Source organism: Limosilactobacillus antri DSM 16041 (assembly GCF_000160835.1).
Lineage (GTDB): Bacteria > Bacillota > Bacilli > Lactobacillales > Lactobacillaceae > Limosilactobacillus > Limosilactobacillus antri.
This window is the reverse complement of record NZ_GG700732.1, coordinates 559,735-576,549: the sequence shown is the minus strand read 5'-3', so window position 1 is coordinate 576,549 and position 16,815 is coordinate 559,735. Positions and strand designations below refer to the sequence as shown.

Sequence of the window (16,815 nt, the reverse complement as noted above, 5' to 3'; positions counted from 1 at the left end):
TTTTATTGAGCTTATTGCGGAGTTGCTCTTGGGCGTTTTTTGTTACATGCAGGTATACCTGTCTGGTTATAGCACTGTTCGAGTGTCCAACATTATGCTGAATGACGTATAGGGGTGCCCCTAATTCGGCCAGTTTGGATACGTGGGTGTGTCTGAAGGTATGCGTAGATAAAACCTTGTCTATACTCTTAAAATACTTCCTGGCGTTCCTAAGAGCGTCATTTGCACTACCAACACCTAATGGATAGCCATCATCATCTGTAAACAGAAAGGCGCTTCGTTTCTTATTTTGGGAACATTCTTTGTAAATTTGAATTGCACGCTCAGATAAGGCTATGTTACGGAAACTGGAATCTGTTTTTGGAATCATCTGCTTTTTGAAATCCTTACGATTAAACGAACTTTGGTAATCTAACGTACCGGTGACATGGACGATTTTATCTTTTACGTCTACGTCTTTAATAAGAACAGCAGCTGTTTCTCCAAAGCGCATGCCAGTCAGGTACTGCCATTCAAACATGTAGCCCAGAATAGGGCGGTTCTTGTAGAAATAATCCAAAACAGTGTGTAATTCGTCATCATCAAGGTACTTGTTTTCAATGAGGCTCAGGTGATTATCTTTGGGCCACTTGATGTGGACATCTTCAAACGGATTCTTGGCGATGAATTGTTTCCGGACAGCATAGTTGAACATCATACTAGCTCGGGCGTAATATATTTTTAGACCGCTGACTGTATGAATATTGCAGGATCCTTTGTAATTGTTGTCGTGCTGTTTTTTGATGACTTCATGAATTAACCCGTCAATATGGTTAGTCAGCATTAGAGAGGTCAATTTTGGGAGCTTGGCGTCGGTGCCAAAGTAGTTTAGGAAGATAGTGTAACTATTCTTGTATGTTCTTTTTTTGCTTGGACGCCAACTAGGCTCTTTCTCAGTCCAATAGGTGTTGAAGAGCTGGCCCAGGGTCATATTATCTTGCTGAGGTAACTTCCCGGTTATTTCAGTGAGCTTTTTTTGTATTTTTTGATCAAGGATAATTTGGGCTTGGTTATGGGTATTCCTGGTATTTCGTTCAGCAGGAATAGTTACCGTACGCCACTTGTCGGTTAGTGGATCCTTATAACGTTTACCAAAGCACCATTTACCATTGTTTTCTCTAGCAAACATTGATTTCACCTCCTTTTATCGAATGTGTGTTCTTTATGGGTGCTTTTTAAACCGGTCGATTTTGACCGGTTTAGAATTCTTAAAATAATTGTTATACTGATAAAAAACTAATGTTCGAGGTAATGCTTATGCTAAAAATTATTCTCATTTCAGTTCTTATCAGCGTTGTTCTTAGTTCAGCAATAACTATTTTTGCTATGCGTATAATGAGTGAATTTATAACTCGCTTCTTAACACAGACAGAAGATCGTTTTGATCAAAAGCTAGGAATTTATAAACAATTAAAGGAGCACGATATTAGCAAATGATTGGCCGATAGAAGTAAGCTCAACGTATCCATACTCCGCCTCAGCATTTGTAAATGCGTGTGTCAAATAATGGATTCGTTGGCTTTTACCATCAATACCTTTTTGCTCTTCGTCAACATTAAGCAGATTGTACATTTTTTCATAATCGTCTCTAAAATGACCTTTACCAATGCCATATTGGTAATTAAGCACTCTAAATGAGTTGAGGAGTTCTAGCGATTCTGTGTACGCCTGAAGTTTATCTTTATTGTAATCAGCAAAGGTAGAGTTTTCTGCTGTATAAGCAATTTCTCCATGTGGGCCTGTTAACTTCATTCTGCATAAAGGAAGGTCGTTATTTACGATATAGTCTGGTCCTTTTACATATTCATTACTTTCAAATTTAATTTTGAATTTACTTAGAAAATGAGCATCGCTAGCACTCATATTGCTGAGAATAGTGGAGAAATACGGTGAAACTTTATTCGCAGTATCTTTATTTGCTGCTTTAGCAATTAAAGTTGAAAAATATTCTCTCATTATTTCGCTATCTAGCGAATATTTAGAATCTTCCAGGGCCTTAACCATTAGTCCACTTTTACTGAAATCCATTTTGTTCTCTGGTATTTTTGACAATTTTTCAGCAGTCATATGTTTTAAGCTTTCTACTTTTGCTTGCTCAACAGCCATATACTCTATCGGTTTATGAAATACCCAGGTGAATATTCCACCAACTCCATCTCCAATCGCTTTTGCAGACGGATTTACCAAATTTTCCTGCGCTTTTTCTGGCAGTATCGACCAGATAGTAGTCCAGTCGTAATTTGACCCTTGATCCATACTTTTACACATCCTTTCTCCGAGAGGCTATTTATGATATTGCAAAAATGCTGAAAGGTAGAAACTTGCTATAAGTAAAAATACAGGATTAATAATATCTTGTACAATTTTACTGAACATTGTTGAATACCTATCAATTCCTTTAGATAATTTTTTATATTCTGTGGTATTCATAAACATTAAAACGTCGACAGTAGTATATAGTGCGCTCATTAAAATGAAAAAGTAAAAGTTACTTATATCAGGGTGAGTTCCAAAAGAAGCCTTATACAAGGCGAATAAAGCGCCTAAAGTCAGTACTGTAATTAACATGAATACACGAATATTTATTTTTTTCATTTTAAACATCCTTTCCAGCATTCTCTACATCAGTAGGGGATGCTTTTTTATTTTTGGTTCAGTATTTCGTAATGGTGAATAGTCAAATAGCTTAATTGCTTGTCATTGAACCATCAGGATAGACATTAAGACTGTACTGAGTTCCAGTCATCGTACCATCATCGGCAGTGCCTTTTACAAAATATGAGCCATCAGCGTTGCGAATTGGTTGGCCCGTTTCGGCATCAATCATGTAACCCCAGTGAATGTAGCCATTTTGGTCGCCGTACTTGGAATGGGCAGCATTAACAGCATCGTCAGCATTATTAATTCCACTGGCTTCTTGACTGGAATTTTGTTGTGATACTTGCGTTGCCTGCTGCCCCTGAGCTTGCTGGTTAGAAGCAACAGACTCTGAACTGCTAATGGACTTCTTATGGCTGCTAGACTGCTTGTGGTGCTTCTTAACCACCTTGCTGGTAGAGTGGCTAGAATTACTTGCTGACTTCTTGGTAGAGCTGCTGTTGCCACAAGCAACCAGTGACAATCCCATTAACGCGGTCATACATAATAAACCTATTTTCTGCATTGCTGATTCCCCCCATAGTTGTCAGCTTTTAACGTCTTCAGTGTTTGGACAATATGTATCCGGCACGATGCCGGTAATAAATATGAATAATAGCTATTTCTATACGCGACTATTTGTATTCGCCCTTTTTAGCAGGATGTTGTAGAAAGGTAAATACAGCACCGATGATAAGTACAACGATAGCAGGAAATGCTAATGCCGCAGTTAGACCGAATAATAGACTACCAATCAATCCAAGAATAGGTCCAACTAAGGAAACTCCATTTTTACGTGACTTAATAATTGCAATAATATTAACAACAACACCAATCCATGCCATTGCGTAGAAGAAGTTTCCTAAACCAGTAGTCACGTCACTTGTGTTTCCAGTAGCATCACTAAAAGCAGCGCCAAAAATAACGAACCACGACATGGTGAATAAAATACAGTTGATAACATCCAAAATTCCAGTCCACAGATTAATTTTTAACTTATGGTATTCGGGTGTGGCGTTATTGACAGTTTGCTTTTGATTATTCATTTGTAATTTTCCTCCAAATTATTATTTTTTAATAAGTTCAATTTGCTGTGCATCGCAGGTCAACACTTCACCACGATGCAAAGTTTGCGTGGTCTTGGTTACTTGGCCCGAATCCTCATCAGCAGAGGTACCGATAATTTCATTGATGTCGCCATCGTCAGAAGTTAAATTACCAGAACCCTCTGTGCACTTAATAGTGTAACGACCAGGCTTAATATCTTTACCGACAACCCAAGAACCAGCACTAAGAGTCGTCTTATAAGAACGGTCAGTTACTGGCTTGAAATTAACTGCTTCGATACCATCAATTTTGACCTTGTCGCCCTTAGGCAAGTCGGTGGTATAAGACGTAATCTGACCCAGGTCATCGTCAGTAGTATCACCCAAGATAATGTTCATATCTTTGCTGTCGCTCATATTACCGGAGCCACTTTGGGCAGTAATAACATAACGACCGGGTTTAATGTCTGTCCCAACCTTATAAGTGCCAGAACCTAAGGTAGTTTCCTTAGCAGCGGCTTTAACAATTTTGACCTGATTAACAGGCTGGTTAACTGCTAAAGTAGCTCCGCCAACTGTGGAAAGGGTTAATGCAGAAATCGCAATCAACTTGGTTGCTTTATTCATAACAAATACTCCTCCTAGTAGCTTTTAACGTCGATCACGTTTGGACGTAAATTATTTTCCAACATAATATTCCTTGACCTGTTCACGGACGACACCGGATAGATATTCTAGAACTTGATAGAAATGTTTAAAGGTACACAGATTAATATTCTCTCGGTACACTTCTTAGCAGTAACAAGACAATGGCCCCGACATTAGTCTTGTACTCGATTGACAAGTGAATGTCGATATGTTTTTAGCTAAGGTTTTAAGAGGATACTAAATAGTATTGTTAACAATAATCGCCTATGCTTTGCCGCCACGAAGGATTCGTTTGATATATTTGAGGTCCTCGGATGATATTTTTTCCCCTTCGTACGTGAAGACAGTTTCTTGATCTGCGAGATCAGCCTCTTTAGGCTGCTTATCTTTGTTGCCTGACAGTAAATAGTCCGTGGAAACATCGAATAACTTAGCTATTTTGGTAAGCATTTTGAAATCCGGCTCTGTCCGACCATATTCCCAGTTAGCGTAGGTTTGCATACTTTTTAAGCCCACAGCTTTAGCGACATATGTTTTACTCCAACCTTTATTTTCACGGAGGTCGGTGAGGCGTGTATTAAACTCACTCATAGCTATACTCCTTTTTAGCTAAATGATACAGTATTTAAATAAAAAAGCAATCTTTCTTGCTAAAAAAGCTAATAATAGTATAAAGACGGACAAGAGTTAGTCGCAACCTATGGGCGTGTGAAGCCCAAAAAGGGGACAATAATAAGAAGGAAAAACCAAAATTTATCGATACCGCCCTTATGCTAGAAAATTTGTTCCCCAAATGTACCCTAACTTTATTATTTTGCATGATTCTCTACGATTTTTCAAAATAAATTAACAGCCCCAACTCCTTTATTTTCAAGGAATTGGGGCTTCTTCATGATTTTACACGATTCTATTCAAGTGGAACGGGTGGGAATCGAACCCACAACCCTCGGTTTAGAAGACCGATGCTCTATCCAGTTGCGCTACCGCTCCAGACAGGTTCAAGTATATAATTTTCTCTAATTCATTGTCAATCGTCCACTCAGCTGATATTAAATAAATTATTGGAAAAAGGACGTTAATATGTTTGACAAAGCGCTTTCGGGGAACCTATACTTTAAAGGAGTAGAAGTATGGGAAGGGGAGAAGAACACAAGCTGAAGATGAAAGGATGATGATTGATGGCTGTTAATAAGACAGACCCGCGCGTAGTAAAAACTAGAAATAGTCTGCGCAAGGCAATCGTTTACTTAATGCGACGTGAAAAGATTGAGGATATTAGCGTCCAAAAGATTACAGAAACTGCCAGCATCACCCGCGGAACTTTCTATTTACATTACAAGGATAAGCATGATTTTATTAAATCGGCGATCAAGGAAATCTTGGACGATTTCTTTGCTGAAGTGATGGTAGATAGTGATGACTTTAGTTTGTCAACGAAGCGAACGGTGCAGGTGTTTTCCGTAAGTAGAGCTTTTAACTATATTGAGAAGAATGCGGATATTTTTGACGTACTATTGAATAGTGAAAAGACCAACTTCTTCTATGAGCAGATGTATGATCGGTTGGCGAACGGTTTAGCAAATTATTGCAATACCGTCAGCGACCCACAAAAGCAGCAGCCGGTTCCTCTCCAATTGCAAATCGCCTTTATTGATTCGGCCTTCCTTGGGCTCATCCGTCACTGGCTCAAGGACGGAATGATTTATACTGCCCGCTATATGACCCAAAGTGTTGAGAAGATGTTTGACCAATTTAACAGTGACAATATCGTTAGTGCGGGGTTCTTTGCCGACAGGGAAGAGTCACTAGTCAATGGTATTTAAACTGGGATTATGAACACATTTTCAAAATTAAAATCAGCGAAGGAGCTTCAATGGTCGTAATTGACTGTTGAAGCTTTGCTAGTTACTAGCGGCTTTTACGGACTGCACCAAGATTAAGAGTTGACGGTGCCAGTAAAATTTGCTATCATACAAACGTTGTATTTGTGAACCAACAACTACAACCGCACGCTATCAAGTTCAAAGCACTGCTGCTTGATTCGGCGAGTCTGAGATATTAAGGAGGTGCACAATATGTACGCAATTATCGTTACTGGCGGTAAGCAATACAAGGTTGAAGAAGGCAAGGCCATCTTCGTTGAAAAGCTTGACGCTAAGCAAGGTGACAAGGTTACTTTTGACAAGGTCATCTTAGTAAGTGGTGACGACACCAAGATCGGTACGCCATTCGTTGATGGTGCTGCTGTTGAAGGGACTGTCGAAAAGCAAGGTAAGGAAAAGAAGGTTGTTACCTTCAAGTACAAGCCTAAGAAGCACACCCACACTAAGCAAGGTCACCGTCAACCATACACTAAGGTTACGATCGACAAGATCAACGCTTAATGCGGAGGTGAAGCCATGATTCGGGCACAATTTACGTTAAATTCGAATCGGCGAATCACCGGCTTTACGATTACTGGTCATGCTGATGCGGGACCGTATGGACAGGATATTGTCTGTGCTGCCGTTTCAGCGCTGACCACTTCTACAATCAACGGTTTAGAGCACATTGTGCATGTCAAGCCGCAAGTAGAAAGTGATAATCAAAACGGCGGTTTCGTAAAAGTAACCGCACTGGGGGTTGACCATGATAGTCAGCTTCTCCTGAATACCCTGCTGAATGGTCTGTTAGATATCCAGCAGAGTTATCCAGATAACATTGAAGTAAAAATGTTAAACTAAGTTCATTGCTGGAGGTGAACAACTATGATTATGGATTTGCAATTCTTCTCCCACCACAAGGGGGGCGGTTCCACTGCCAACGGTCGGAACTCAGCTGGTCGTCGTCTTGGTACCAAGGCTGCTGATGGTTCCATGGTAACTGCTGGTTCCATTATTTACCGTCAACGTGGTACGCACATCAACCCAGGTGAAAACGTGGGTCGTGGTGGTGACGATACACTGTACGCTAAGGTTGCCGGTGTTGTTAAGTTTGAACGCATGGGCCGCGACAAGCGGAAGGTATCTGTCTACCCAGTTGCCGAATAATATTTAAAACGAAGACTGTGACAGAGATGTCATGGTCTTTTTATTTTTTTGGAGGAAAAAATGATGGCTACTCGAATCCAGCGTCTCCAGCAACGTCTTCCTAAATTATATGTTGACGCATTCCTGGTGACCAACCAGACGAATATCTACTATTTAACCGGTTTTAACTTGCTCCAGGGGGATGGCTTCCTATTGATTACCGGTGACCAAGCGATCATTGTAACCGATGCCCGCTATCAGCTAGCCCTAGAAGAGTTTGACAGTGATGAAGTTGTGGCAACCATTAGTCAGGATTACTACCGTGACCTAGAACGAATTTGTCAGGCAATGAAAATTGATGTACTAGGCTATGAGACAACGATTTCCTACCAGCTATACGACCTGTTAGATGAAATCATGACGGCTGACCTGGTACCATTCGATCGCCTCGTTGAAAAGATGCGGATGATCAAGGATAGTACTGAAGTGGCTAAACTGCAACGGGCGGCTGATTTACATACGGCAGGCTTTCGATACCTGCTTGACCAGGTCCGGCCCGGCGTCAGCGAACGCCACCTGGCGAACCTGCTCGACTATTGGATGAAAGAACATGGCGCCAGTGCGGCCTCTTTTCCGACAATCGTTGCCAGCGGTGTCAACGCCGCTAAGCCGCACGCTACCGCCAGTGAAAAGCTGGTGGAAGACGGCGATATTCTCACGCTTGATTTTGGCTATTTCGTTGATGGCTATACCGCGGACATGACCCGAACAATTGCAGTTGGCTCGATCGACCCTGAGCTGCGCGATGCTTATGAAATTGTCAATACCGCCCGGCAGGCTGTAATTGACCAGGTCCGGGTTGGCGTTCGGGGAGATCAGCTCGACGCAGCGGGTCGACAGTTAATTGAAGAAGCCGGTTACGGGGATGAGTTCAACCACGGCATGGGCCACGGGATTGGCTTGAGTGTGCACGAATTACCGGCGAGCTATGGACCGGGTGCGAGCCAGGTTAAACTAGTCAACAATGAAGTGATCACGGTTGAACCGGGGATTTACATTCCCGAGATTGGTGGTGTCCGGATTGAGGATGACGTGGTCGTTACTCACGGCGGCCTCCGGGTGCTGACCACGGCCCCAACCGAGCTGATAATCGTGGGGGACTAAAATGGAAGAAGAGCTAAAACGGCTTTACCAATCAATTAATGACCGCGGTTGCCGGCAGCTTCGGGAGCAGCAAGTTGAGATTGACGACCGACTACGGTTGAACCAGCCGGATAGTCGGCGGGGATTAACCTTGCTGGGGCGCCTGCCAGCCCACGTGCGCCGGAATATTGAATTTAGTCTCCAACAGTTGGCGGCCGTGGCGCCGGACCAATACTACTACCCATCTGCCGACTTGCACATTACCATAATGGACCTTTTGGCAGCCCGGGACGGTTGGCAAATCTCCCGTGAGGAATTCAATCGTTATCGAATGGCGGTCGGCCGGATCGTTGCGGCCACCCCGGCTATCCATTGGCAACTAAGGGGGTTAATTGTGAGTCCCGGCGCGGTGCTGGTGACCGGTGACTACGGGCCGGAATTGACCACCCTGCGTCAGCGTTTGCGGACAGAGTTGCCGGACTTGGGACTGCCGGTGGCGGAACGCTATCCGACGATTTCGGGCCACGTTACGGTGGCGCGGTTTGCCCAGCCCTTGGTTGATCCAGCCCGCTTTTTGGCGGCGATTAGAGAAAACGCCGCGACGGGTTACGGCAGTTTTACCATGCACTCGCTCGACCTGGTAGTACACGACTGGTATAACCACCAGGTTGAGTGGTGCAGCCGGCTCCCATTTGCGGAGGCTGGCCGTTGATTTTTCACCGTATTTAGTGCAAAATAGATAAAGACTATGAGTGGCGGCTGTGGGTTTTAGGCTGACCGGCCGGGCGGCTGCTACGTTCTTGTGTTGATAATACTTAAGGAGACGGGGTTCGTGCCCGGTTCCCATGGAGGGTTAAAAATGCCAGAAGAATCAAAAATTATTTTAAATGATGATCAGAGCCTCGGAACAATCGAAATTGCTCCCCGGGTATTAGAAATCATCGCTGGATACGCGGCAAGCGAAGTTGACGGGGTATCTAAGATGTACGGCTCGTTTGCCAACAGCGTCGGTGAGCTTCTGGGGCGGTCCGATCACCGACGGGGGGTCAAACTGGTGAAGGATAACGATTCCCTGACCATCGACGTGGACGTCTACGTTGAGTACGGGGTTTCCGTTCCCAAGGTTGCCAGCCAGATCCAAAAGCGGATCAAGCAGCAGGTAACCCTAATGACTAATCTGGTGGTGACGGAAGTCAACGTCCACATTAAGGGGGTCGTTGCCCTGCAAGAAGAAAAGCAGGTCGACCCGGACAACCTGTTTAGTGATGATTCAGAAGATGATGGAGGTAACGAAGAAGCATGAGTTTAACTCGTCACGCGCTTCGTGAAGAGGCGTTCCAAGTTTTGTTTGCTTTACAAACCAACCCGGAGGCCGACTTAGCAACGATTTACCGGTCGATCCCGCACCACGATGAACGGGCGCTTCCCGACTATGTTCGCCAGCTGGCAACTGGGGTCAGTGAGCGGCAGGCTGACCTGGATGAACAAATTAGCGGCCTGCTCGCCAGCGACTGGACGATTGACCGGCTGGCCAAGGCCGATTTGATTATCCTCCGCTTGGCCTTGTACGAATTGCAATACGTTGACGAGGTTCCAACGGCCGTGGCAATCAATGAGGCGTTGGAACTGGCAAAGGAGTTCAGCAGCGATCAATCCCGGAAGTTTATCAACGGGGCGCTTGGCCGGTTTGAAAAGGAAAATAACTTGTAATTTGAGTGGGGTCTAGCATTTGGAACACCAAGTGTTGGGCCCCGTTCATGTTTCGGTCCGGCCCTGAGTTTATGTTAAAATAGAACCACTTGAGGAGGAAACGTGATGGCAATACTAATCGACGGCAAGAAACTCGCAAAGCAGGTCAACCAGCAAACGACCGCCCGGGCTGCGGGGCTGATTGAGAAGGGGGTTAAACCCGGAATTGCGGTTGTCCTGGTCGGTGATGACCCGGCTAGCCAGATTTACACCCGGAACAAGCACCGTTTAGCGGTCAGGATGGGGCTGAAGTCTGACCTTTACCGGTTCCCGACCGATGTCAAACAGTCAACGGTCCTGGGGACGATTAAGGAATTGAACAACGATGACTCAATCGATGCGATTATCGTCCAGGAACCGCTTCCTGACCACTTGGACGCCGTTGCCATTACCAATGCAATTTCGCCAGCCAAGGACGTCGATGGCCTGCACCCCGCTAACCTGGGCAAGCTGTTCAGCAACCAGCCGGGCCACTACCCGGTTGCCTGCACCCCCCGGGGAATCATGCGGATCTTCAGCTATTACCAGGTCCCGCTTACCGGTGCCAACGTGGTGATTGTGGGGCGGAGTATCCTGGTGGGCAAACCGCTGCTGGCCCTGCTTGCTAACGCCAATGCGACCGTGACGATTGCTGGCCGCCACACGACCAATCTGCGGGAACTGACCAGCCAGGCAGACATTTTGATTGTGGCAACGGGGATTGCCCACTTTATCGGCAAGGACGACGTCAAGCCCGGCGCCGTGGTAATCGATGTGGGGATGGACCGGCTCCCGTCCGGCAAGCTGACCGGTGACGTTGACTTTGCCGCCGTCGAGCCAGTCGCGAAGATGATTACTCCCGTTCCCGGGGGAGTAGGGCCAATGACGATTGCCAGTCTAATGGAGCAGACGGTTGACCTGGCTGAATGGAGGAGAAATGGACAGAAGTAAGTACCTGACGGTTAGTCAGCTCACCAAATATTTAAAATTAAAATTTGATCGTGATCCATACCTGCAGACGGTCTACCTCACCGGGGAATTGTCAAACTTTCGCTTGCGGAGCGGCCACCAGTACTTTAGCCTTAAAGATGATCACGCGGTGATTGATGCCGTGATGTTTCGTGGCCAGTTTAGCAAGGTTAAGTTTACGCCCGAGGAAGGGATGAAGCTCTGCGTTACCGGGCACGTTGGCCTCTATGAACGCAGCGGCCGTTACCAGATTTACATTGATACGATGGAACCGGACGGTATCGGCTCCCTCTACCTGGCCTTTGAACAGTTAAAAAAGAAGCTCAGCGCGGAGGGGCTGTTTTCCCGGCCGAAAAAGCCAGTGCCGCTCTTCCCCCGGCGGATTGCGGTGGTCACGAGCCTTAACGGGGCGGTTATTCGGGATATCAATACGACGGTGCGCCGCCGGTACCCGATTGCCCAGGTGGTCCTTTTTCCGACCGTGGTGCAGGGGGAGAAAGCGGCTGCTGATATTGCCCGCCAGATCAAGCGGGCCGGAGAGCGCGGCGACTTTGACACGCTGATTATCGGCCGTGGCGGGGGTTCAATCGAGGACCTCTGGCCGTTTAATGAAGAGGTAGTGGCCCGCGCGATTGCGGATTGCCCCTTGCCGGTGATTTCTTCGGTCGGCCACGAAACGGACACGACAATTGCAGACCTGGTTGCTGACCAGCGGGCGGCCACGCCAACCGCTGCGGCTGAACTGGCGACCCCCCAACGGCTTGATAATACCCTCATGCTGATCGGGGACTTTCAGCGGCGCCTGTACAATACGCTGCGGGCCCAAATCGATTTTGATAGGAAACAGCTGGCCAAGCTGACCGGTAGCTACATTTTCCAGCAACCGACGCGCTTGTATGAGAACTACGCGCAGAAGGTTGACCAGCTGACCCAGCAGCTCCGGCAGCAGCAGGATAACCGCCTGACCAGTGCAGCCAATGACGTGGCCCAGCTGGAGAACCGCCTCTTGGCATATAATCCGCAACGGTTGGTCGACCAGGATCAATTGACCGTGCAGCAGCTGACGGCGCGGCTGCAAACGGCGGTCCAAGCACGGGTCCAACAGGTGAGCCAGCAGCTCCAGGCACTGACCAAGCAGCTGCATTCCCTAGACCCGTTGAAAATTATGGAACGGGGCTATACCTACGTGACCAAGGACGGCAAGGTGGTCAACCAGGCCGCCCAGCTGGCTCCCGGCGAGCCATTGCTCCTGCACTTTGCAGACGGCGAGGTAACGGTCACAATCACAAAGATTAAGGAGAAGAAAAATGGCAAGTAAAGAACCAACTTTTGAAGAGCAGTTGACTAAACTGCAGGCAATCGTGAACCAGCTGGAGCAGGGCAACGTCCCCCTTGAGTCAGCAATTGAGCAGTTCCAGGAGGGGATTAAACTGTCCAAGGACCTGCAAAAGAAGCTGACCAGTGCGGAGAAGACCTTGGGCCACCTAATTGACGATAACGGTGACGAAAAAGAATACGAAAAGGCCACGGATGACCCCAGCAACAATGGCGGAGGCAACCGGGGCTTCGGCAGTGCCGACTAGGACCTGGTGATGATATGGCTGAATCTTTAGAGCAGTTAAAAGACCGGGTGACCGCCTACCTAGCCACCCACCTGGCAAATGATATTGACCAGCCGACCCTGGCGGCTTCCATGCGGTATTCCACAATGGCTGGGGGAAAAAGACTGCGGCCAACGCTGACGCTGGCAACTGTCGAAATCTTGGGCGGCCAGCTTGATGCAGATGTTATGCGGGCTGCCACGGCGCTGGAACTATTGCACACCTATTCATTGATTCATGATGACCTGCCCGCAATGGATAATGATGATTTGCGGCGGGGCGCTCCGACCAACCACCGTAAGTTTGGCGCGGGGATGGCAACCTTAGCTGGGGACGGCCTCTTGACCCTGGCCTTTCAGTGGGTAACCGACAACCACCTGCCGGCAGCGGTTAAAAGCCGGCTTGCCCTAGAACTGGCAAAGGCAGCGGGGCCAGCGGGAATGGTGGCTGGGCAGGCCCGCGACATTGAGGGGACGGGCCAGCAGCTGTCCCTTGACCAGCTGCGCTACCTTCACCGGCAGAAAACGGGGGCGCTCCTGCGGTATGCAGTTTTGGCTGGCGGGATCATTACCGCTCAGCCAGAGAAAGTTCAACGCTTATTGGCGCAGTTTGGCGCCAGTTATGGCCTGGCCTTTCAAATCTACGATGACCTGATGGATGTGGTTGGGACCACGGCTCAGATGGGCAAACAGGTGGGAAAGGATGCGGCGGAGCATAAAAATACCTACCCGGGCCTTCTGGGCGTTGCCGGCGCGGAAGAACAGCTTCACCAGGCCCTTCACCAGGCTCGGGATACACAAACGGCGCTGTGCCGGCTAACGGGGCGGTCGTTTGCTGCATATGATGATTTTTTAGCGTATTTTAAATTATAAGGAACGGGACTATGGAAAAAGAACGTGTTGATGTGTTGTTAGTCAAACAGGGCTTGTTTGATTCACGGGAACAAGCGAAGCGCTCGGTTATGGCGGGGGAAATCCTGGGCAAGAATAATGAACGGCTTGATAAGCCGGGCCAGAAGATCCCCGTGACCACGACTTTACATATGAAGGGCCATAAGATGCCGTACGTCAGCCGGGGCGGGTTAAAGCTCGCCAAAGCGCTGAAGGTGTTCCAAATTTCGGTGGCGGATCAGGTCGTCTTAGACATCGGTTCCTCGACCGGTGGCTTTACCGATGTGATGTTGCAAAACGGTGCCCGGCTCAGCTATGCGCTCGATGTCGGCACCAACCAGTTGGTCTGGCAGCTACGGGAGGACCCCCGGGTGGTGGTAATGGAGCAGACTAATTTTCGTTACAGCAAGCTCGCAGACTTTACCCAGGGTCAGCCTGCCTTTGCCTCAATCGACGTTTCCTTTATTTCCCTGCGGCTGATTTTGCCGCCGCTCGCCGGAATTTTACGGCCGGGGGGTGAAGTGGTTGCCCTGATTAAGCCCCAATTTGAGGCCGGCAAAGAGCACGTTGGCAAGCACGGCATCATCCGCGACCATGCGGTCCACAAAGTGGTCCTTGAGGAAGTACTGGACTTTGCGCGGGCGGACCATTTTGACGTCTTAGGGCTGGACTTTTCGCCGATCAAGGGCGGGCAGGGCAACATGGAATTTTTAGCCCACCTGCGGCTAAGTGACCAGCCAGGCCAACTCGCGCCGGACATTAATATTGACCAGGTAATCGCTAACGCGGACCGGGAGCTAAACCAGCGGGTGGATGAAGGAAAGGGTGGTAATTGAGAATGAAAAAGGCGGACCGACAAAAGAAAATTCGCGAAATTATCACGGGTCAAAGCATTGAGCGGCAAGAAGACCTGGTGGCGGCGTTAAATCAGCTGGGCTTGCAAGTCACCCAGGCCACCATTTCGCGTGACATTAAGGAAATGCAGCTGATTAAGGTGCCGGCCGAAAGCGGCGGGTACCGCTATGCCTTGCCCGTAATGCAACGCCGGGACGAGCCCGACCAGCTGGCAACGACTATTCATGACAGTCTGGTGAAGTTAAAGCGAAGCGATCGTTTACTCGCCTTGGCGGTCCGGCCCGGTAATGGTCCAGTCGTGGCGAACCTGCTTCGGCGGCGGACCGACCGGGGAGTGTTTACGACAATTGGCGACGATAGCAACGTCCTGGTAGTCTGCGATACGGCTGCCGATGCAGAGAAGCTCGCGGACTACTTGAACAGCTTGGTAGGATAAAGGAGATTGGCGATGCTGCAAGAACTTACAATTGACAACCTCGCAATCATTAAGCACCTTAGCTTAGAATTTGCGAACCAGATGACGGTACTGACTGGGGAAACCGGTGCCGGGAAGTCAATTATCATTGACGCGGTCGGCTTGCTGGCTGGCGGCCGGGGCTCCCAGGAGTTTATTCGGCGGGGCGAGGAAAAGCTGCGCTTGCAGGGCCAGTTTGCGTTAACGGCGGACCCCGACTTGGCTGCCCTATTAGATTCACTGGGGATTGACCACGAGGACGGGACCCTGATTATTATGCGGGAAATCCACCGCAGTGGCCGCAACACGATCCGGGTAAACGGTCAGTTGATTAATACGACAATGCTACGGCAGATTGGGGCCTACCTGGTAGACATCCAGGGGCAAAATGAACACCAGCTGCTCTTACAGCCCGAAAAACATTTGGGAATGCTGGACCAGTACGCCAGCAAGCAGGTTCAGCCCTTGCTCAATCAGTACCAGGAACTTTACCAAGACTACTCGAAGCTCAAGTCAGCGGTGAATAAAAAGCAGGCAAACGAGCAGCAGTGGGCTCAGCGCTTAGATATGCTTCACTACCAGGTTGATGAAATCGGCGGGGCCCAGCTCCAGACCGATGAGGAGGAACGGCTCACCAGTGAGCGGGACCGTTTGGAGCACTTTCAGCAGATCAATAACGCCCTCCAGCAGGCCGTTGCGACTTTCAACGAGGGTGAGAACCCCGTCCTGGACCAAGTGGCGCTGGTGATGGAGGCCGTCAACGGGATCGCGGAGTTTGACGATGAGTATGCTTCCTTAAGCAAGTCCTTAAACGATGCCTACTATGCCCTCCAGGACGTTGCCAACCAGGCGGGTCAGCAGCTCGACCTTCTCGAGTTTGATGACCAGCGCTTAGCTGAAATCGACCAGCGGCTGACGGTAATTGGGGACTTGGAGCATAAGTACGGTGATTCCGTGGAAAAGGTCCTCGCCTATTACGATAAAATCAAGCAGGAACTCGACTCGATGGAAGCGGCGGCCGATTCCAATAATAACCTGGAAGCCCGGCTGGCCGATGCTCAAAGCCGGCTCCAAGCCGTCGGCGAAGAGTTGAGCCAGGTCCGCCAGCAGGCTGCCCGTCAGCTGGCCAAGCAGGTTCACCAGCAGTTGGCGGAATTATACATGGCCAAGGCAGATTTTGAGGTGCATTTTGCCCAGCCTGCCAGTGGAAACTTTACCCCCACGGGGATTGACGAGGTTGAATTCTACATTCGGACCAACCCGGGTGAGAGCATGGGCCCCTTAGCCAAGATTGCCTCGGGGGGGGAATTGTCGCGGGTAATGCTGGCTCTCAAGACGATTTTTGCGGCCAACGAGGGGGTTACCAGTATTATCTTTGACGAGGTCGACACCGGGGTTAGTGGTCGGGTTGCCCAGGCGATTGCCGACAAGATCCGGCTGATTGCGGCCAATTCGCAGGTCCTTTGCATTACCCACCTGCCTCAGGTGGCGGCCGTGGCCCAGCACCACTTCCTTATTAAGAAGGCGGTCCATGATGAACGGACGACTACGACGGTCACCAGCTTAGCGCCGGCCCAACGGGTGAATGAACTTGCCCGGATGCTATCGGGGGAAAAGGTAACGAAGCTGACGAAGGAACACGCTCAGGAATTGTTGCAGATGGCCCAGCCCAAACCCCAAGCATAGTCTTCAACTAGGGGTTGCGCAGTATACGAATAAGGCCTCCAGCTCGGCAAAACCGAACTGGAGGCCTATTTGTGCTGTTTAAGACTAGCGCCGCGTCGATGGGAACAATTT

Annotated in this window: 22 protein-coding genes, 1 tRNA gene and 1 other annotated feature; of the genes, 15 read left to right on the top strand and 8 right to left on the bottom strand. The window is 48.5% G+C overall.

Features of this window, described 5'->3' with window-relative positions:
* From HMPREF0494_RS02785 to HMPREF0494_RS02750, 8 genes are all read right to left on the bottom strand, one after another.
* Positions 1–1,168: tyrosine-type recombinase/integrase (locus HMPREF0494_RS02785; protein ID WP_007123410.1), on the bottom strand; the 1,168-nt coding region annotated here is incomplete at its 3' end.
* A 281-nt stretch (positions 1,169–1,449) separates the two neighbouring features.
* Positions 1,450–2,295, bottom strand: coding sequence for an Abi-alpha family protein (locus tag HMPREF0494_RS02780; RefSeq protein ID WP_007123408.1), 846 nt, complete (start codon positions 2,293–2,295; stop codon positions 1,450–1,452).
* A 27-nt stretch (positions 2,296–2,322) separates the two neighbouring features.
* Positions 2,323–2,634 (bottom strand): hypothetical protein, encoded by a 312-nt coding sequence (locus HMPREF0494_RS02775; protein ID WP_040458698.1) that lies wholly within the window; start codon positions 2,632–2,634, stop codon positions 2,323–2,325.
* 91 nt (positions 2,635–2,725) lie between these two features.
* Positions 2,726–3,202 carry a hypothetical protein gene (locus HMPREF0494_RS10750; RefSeq protein ID WP_007123406.1) on the bottom strand — a complete coding sequence of 159 codons (477 nt, stop codon included), beginning with the start codon at positions 3,200–3,202 and terminating at the stop codon, positions 2,726–2,728.
* Between the two features lie 109 nt (positions 3,203–3,311).
* Positions 3,312–3,722, bottom strand: coding sequence for a hypothetical protein (locus HMPREF0494_RS02765; protein WP_007123405.1), 411 nt, complete (start codon positions 3,720–3,722; stop codon positions 3,312–3,314).
* 21 nt (positions 3,723–3,743) lie between these two features.
* Positions 3,744–4,349 carry a hypothetical protein gene (locus tag HMPREF0494_RS02760; protein WP_007123404.1) on the bottom strand — a complete coding sequence of 202 codons (606 nt, stop codon included), beginning with the start codon at positions 4,347–4,349 and terminating at the stop codon, positions 3,744–3,746.
* A 285-nt stretch (positions 4,350–4,634) separates the two neighbouring features.
* Complete coding sequence (locus HMPREF0494_RS02755; protein ID WP_007123403.1) at positions 4,635–4,961, bottom strand: helix-turn-helix domain-containing protein; 327 nt, start codon at positions 4,959–4,961, stop codon at positions 4,635–4,637.
* A 325-nt stretch (positions 4,962–5,286) separates the two neighbouring features.
* Positions 5,287–5,360: transfer RNA gene (locus HMPREF0494_RS02750), tRNA-Arg, on the bottom strand.
* 188 nt (positions 5,361–5,548) lie between these two features.
* Here HMPREF0494_RS02750 and HMPREF0494_RS02745 point away from each other — a divergent pair.
* From HMPREF0494_RS02745 to recN, 15 genes are all read left to right on the top strand, one after another.
* A complete protein-coding gene (locus tag HMPREF0494_RS02745; protein WP_007123402.1) occupies positions 5,549–6,193 on the top strand; it encodes a TetR/AcrR family transcriptional regulator in 645 nt (214 codons plus the stop codon).
* 170 nt (positions 6,194–6,363) lie between these two features.
* Positions 6,364–6,432 (top strand) — a sequence feature (ribosomal protein L21 leader region).
* A 13-nt stretch (positions 6,433–6,445) separates the two neighbouring features.
* Positions 6,446–6,754: a 50S ribosomal protein L21 gene (rplU, locus tag HMPREF0494_RS02740; protein WP_003713532.1), complete on the top strand. Its 309-nt coding sequence runs from the start codon at positions 6,446–6,448 to the stop codon at positions 6,752–6,754.
* A gap of 15 nt (positions 6,755–6,769) precedes the next feature.
* Positions 6,770–7,093, top strand: coding sequence for a ribosomal-processing cysteine protease Prp (locus HMPREF0494_RS02735; protein WP_007123401.1), 324 nt, complete (start codon positions 6,770–6,772; stop codon positions 7,091–7,093).
* Positions 7,094–7,117: 24 nt separating this feature from the next.
* On the top strand, positions 7,118–7,399 hold the full coding sequence (gene rpmA, locus HMPREF0494_RS02730) for a 50S ribosomal protein L27 (RefSeq protein ID WP_003713367.1): 282 nt from the start codon (positions 7,118–7,120) through the stop codon (positions 7,397–7,399).
* A gap of 60 nt (positions 7,400–7,459) precedes the next feature.
* Positions 7,460–8,542 (top strand): M24 family metallopeptidase, encoded by a 1,083-nt coding sequence (locus HMPREF0494_RS02725; protein WP_007123400.1) that lies wholly within the window; start codon positions 7,460–7,462, stop codon positions 8,540–8,542.
* A 1-nt stretch (position 8,543) separates the two neighbouring features.
* Entirely contained in the window at positions 8,544–9,233 is a 690-nt protein-coding gene (locus HMPREF0494_RS02720; protein WP_007123399.1) for a 2'-5' RNA ligase family protein, read from the top strand.
* A gap of 147 nt (positions 9,234–9,380) precedes the next feature.
* Complete coding sequence (locus tag HMPREF0494_RS02715) at positions 9,381–9,824, top strand: Asp23/Gls24 family envelope stress response protein (protein ID WP_040458697.1); 444 nt, start codon at positions 9,381–9,383, stop codon at positions 9,822–9,824.
* Complete coding sequence (gene nusB, locus HMPREF0494_RS02710) at positions 9,821–10,231, top strand: transcription antitermination factor NusB (RefSeq protein WP_007123397.1); 411 nt, start codon at positions 9,821–9,823, stop codon at positions 10,229–10,231. Before HMPREF0494_RS02715 ends, nusB begins: the two co-directional genes overlap by 4 nt.
* 105 nt (positions 10,232–10,336) lie before the next feature.
* Positions 10,337–11,200 (top strand): bifunctional methylenetetrahydrofolate dehydrogenase/methenyltetrahydrofolate cyclohydrolase, encoded by an 864-nt coding sequence (locus tag HMPREF0494_RS02705; RefSeq protein ID WP_007123396.1) that lies wholly within the window; start codon positions 10,337–10,339, stop codon positions 11,198–11,200.
* Positions 11,187–12,536, top strand: a complete 1,350-nt coding sequence (gene xseA, locus HMPREF0494_RS02700) for an exodeoxyribonuclease VII large subunit (RefSeq protein ID WP_007123395.1) — start codon at positions 11,187–11,189, stop codon at positions 12,534–12,536. Before HMPREF0494_RS02705 ends, xseA begins: the two co-directional genes overlap by 14 nt.
* Positions 12,526–12,801 carry an exodeoxyribonuclease VII small subunit gene (locus HMPREF0494_RS02695; RefSeq protein ID WP_007123394.1) on the top strand — a complete coding sequence of 92 codons (276 nt, stop codon included), beginning with the start codon at positions 12,526–12,528 and terminating at the stop codon, positions 12,799–12,801. Before xseA ends, HMPREF0494_RS02695 begins: the two co-directional genes overlap by 11 nt.
* Positions 12,802–12,815: 14 nt before the next feature.
* Positions 12,816–13,691 (top strand): polyprenyl synthetase family protein, encoded by an 876-nt coding sequence (locus tag HMPREF0494_RS02690; RefSeq protein WP_007123393.1) that lies wholly within the window; start codon positions 12,816–12,818, stop codon positions 13,689–13,691.
* An 11-nt stretch (positions 13,692–13,702) separates the two neighbouring features.
* Entirely contained in the window at positions 13,703–14,545 is an 843-nt protein-coding gene (locus tag HMPREF0494_RS02685) for a TlyA family RNA methyltransferase (RefSeq protein ID WP_007123392.1), read from the top strand.
* 2 nt (positions 14,546–14,547) lie between these two features.
* Positions 14,548–15,000 carry an arginine repressor gene (locus HMPREF0494_RS02680; protein ID WP_007123391.1) on the top strand — a complete coding sequence of 151 codons (453 nt, stop codon included), beginning with the start codon at positions 14,548–14,550 and terminating at the stop codon, positions 14,998–15,000.
* Between the two features lie 12 nt (positions 15,001–15,012).
* Positions 15,013–16,704 carry a DNA repair protein RecN gene (gene recN / locus HMPREF0494_RS02675; RefSeq protein WP_007123390.1) on the top strand — a complete coding sequence of 564 codons (1,692 nt, stop codon included), beginning with the start codon at positions 15,013–15,015 and terminating at the stop codon, positions 16,702–16,704.
* Positions 16,705–16,815: the final 111 nt, after the last annotated feature.

Excerpts from the sequence above, each read along its gene's own strand:
- HMPREF0494_RS02780 (WP_007123408.1), bottom strand. The coding sequence starts at position 2,295 with ATGGATCAAGGGTCAAATTACGACTGGACTACTATCTGGTCGATACTG.
- HMPREF0494_RS02775 (WP_040458698.1), bottom strand. The coding sequence starts at position 2,634 with ATGAAAAAAATAAATATTCGTGTATTCATGTTAATTACAGTACTGACT.
- HMPREF0494_RS10750 (WP_007123406.1), bottom strand. The coding sequence starts at position 3,202 with ATGCAGAAAATAGGTTTATTATGTATGACCGCGTTAATGGGATTGTCA.
- HMPREF0494_RS02765 (WP_007123405.1), bottom strand. The coding sequence starts at position 3,722 with ATGAATAATCAAAAGCAAACTGTCAATAACGCCACACCCGAATACCAT.
- HMPREF0494_RS02760 (WP_007123404.1), bottom strand. The coding sequence starts at position 4,349 with ATGAATAAAGCAACCAAGTTGATTGCGATTTCTGCATTAACCCTTTCC.
- HMPREF0494_RS02755 (WP_007123403.1), bottom strand. The coding sequence starts at position 4,961 with ATGAGTGAGTTTAATACACGCCTCACCGACCTCCGTGAAAATAAAGGT.
- HMPREF0494_RS02745 (WP_007123402.1), top strand. The coding sequence starts at position 5,549 with ATGGCTGTTAATAAGACAGACCCGCGCGTAGTAAAAACTAGAAATAGT.
- rplU (WP_003713532.1), top strand. The coding sequence starts at position 6,446 with ATGTACGCAATTATCGTTACTGGCGGTAAGCAATACAAGGTTGAAGAA.
- HMPREF0494_RS02735 (WP_007123401.1), top strand. The coding sequence starts at position 6,770 with ATGATTCGGGCACAATTTACGTTAAATTCGAATCGGCGAATCACCGGC.
- rpmA (WP_003713367.1), top strand. The coding sequence starts at position 7,118 with ATGATTATGGATTTGCAATTCTTCTCCCACCACAAGGGGGGCGGTTCC.
- HMPREF0494_RS02725 (WP_007123400.1), top strand. The coding sequence starts at position 7,460 with ATGATGGCTACTCGAATCCAGCGTCTCCAGCAACGTCTTCCTAAATTA.
- HMPREF0494_RS02720 (WP_007123399.1), top strand. The coding sequence starts at position 8,544 with ATGGAAGAAGAGCTAAAACGGCTTTACCAATCAATTAATGACCGCGGT.
- HMPREF0494_RS02715 (WP_040458697.1), top strand. The coding sequence starts at position 9,381 with ATGCCAGAAGAATCAAAAATTATTTTAAATGATGATCAGAGCCTCGGA.
- nusB (WP_007123397.1), top strand. The coding sequence starts at position 9,821 with ATGAGTTTAACTCGTCACGCGCTTCGTGAAGAGGCGTTCCAAGTTTTG.
- HMPREF0494_RS02705 (WP_007123396.1), top strand. The coding sequence starts at position 10,337 with ATGGCAATACTAATCGACGGCAAGAAACTCGCAAAGCAGGTCAACCAG.
- xseA (WP_007123395.1), top strand. The coding sequence starts at position 11,187 with ATGGACAGAAGTAAGTACCTGACGGTTAGTCAGCTCACCAAATATTTA.
- HMPREF0494_RS02695 (WP_007123394.1), top strand. The coding sequence starts at position 12,526 with ATGGCAAGTAAAGAACCAACTTTTGAAGAGCAGTTGACTAAACTGCAG.
- HMPREF0494_RS02690 (WP_007123393.1), top strand. The coding sequence starts at position 12,816 with ATGGCTGAATCTTTAGAGCAGTTAAAAGACCGGGTGACCGCCTACCTA.
- HMPREF0494_RS02685 (WP_007123392.1), top strand. The coding sequence starts at position 13,703 with ATGGAAAAAGAACGTGTTGATGTGTTGTTAGTCAAACAGGGCTTGTTT.
- HMPREF0494_RS02680 (WP_007123391.1), top strand. The coding sequence starts at position 14,548 with ATGAAAAAGGCGGACCGACAAAAGAAAATTCGCGAAATTATCACGGGT.
- recN (WP_007123390.1), top strand. The coding sequence starts at position 15,013 with ATGCTGCAAGAACTTACAATTGACAACCTCGCAATCATTAAGCACCTT.